Raw genomic sequence first — 721 nt, 5'->3', positions numbered from 1 at the left:
CGGCGACCTCGACGGCGACGGCCGGCCCGAAACCGCCGCCGTCGTCCACTGCGACAGCGCCATGGGCACCCCGCCCGACGGCGTCTACGTCCTCACCCGCGCCGCCGACGGCCACACCCCCCGCGTCGTCGCCACCCTCGTCGACCCCAAGGACCGGCTCACCGTCACCGACTTCGCCCTGCACAACGGCACCGTCAGCGCCACCCTGCTCGGCTACTCCTCCGACGCCGTACCCCGCTGCTGCCCGGACACGAAAACCCCGGCCGCATGGCACTGGAACGGCAAAGCCTTCCTGCGCACCACCCCGGCCGGGGCCCACAGCGTCTGAACGACGCCCACGTCCGAAAAACGCGGCTCAATCCGCGTCCGGACCATAAACCTCCACCCTGTCCAAAACCCTGCGCACATGGATGCACTCACCAGGACACTCCCTGGCCGAATCCACCACATCCGTGAGCAACGGCAACGGCACCGGCGTCACCGCCCCCGCCTCCTGGAGCAGCTCGTCGTCCGCGCCCTTCACATAGGCCAGACCGTCGATGTCCAGCTCGAACACCTCCGGGGCGTACTGGACACAGATCCCATCGCCGGTACACAGGTCCTGGTCGATCCACACCTCCAGCGCCTCACCGGCCGGGGCCTCCTGCTGCACGGTCACCTCTCCTGACATCGGTACGCCGCACCCCCCGCACGGCACACACCGGCCGGTGAGGCGCTGGAG

General features: G+C 69.9%; 1 protein-coding gene and 1 pseudogene. One reads left to right on the top strand and one right to left on the bottom strand.

Annotated elements, in window-relative coordinates; genetic code table 11:
• A pseudogene (locus tag CCN72_RS37040) lies at positions 1-328 on the top strand (hypothetical protein); the annotation flags it as partial.
• Between the two features lie 27 nt (positions 329-355).
• Here the strand turns inward: CCN72_RS37040 and CCN72_RS37035 are convergent.
• Positions 356-658, bottom strand: coding sequence for a ferredoxin (locus tag CCN72_RS37035; protein ID WP_037651279.1), 303 nt, complete (start codon positions 656-658; stop codon positions 356-358).
• Positions 659-721: the final 63 nt, after the last annotated feature.

This window comes from Streptomyces murinus (assembly GCF_002154555.1).
Lineage (GTDB): Bacteria > Actinomycetota > Actinomycetes > Streptomycetales > Streptomycetaceae > Streptomyces > Streptomyces murinus.
The sequence above is the reverse complement of the archived record's forward strand: the minus strand, read 5'-3'. Positions and strand labels throughout refer to the sequence as shown.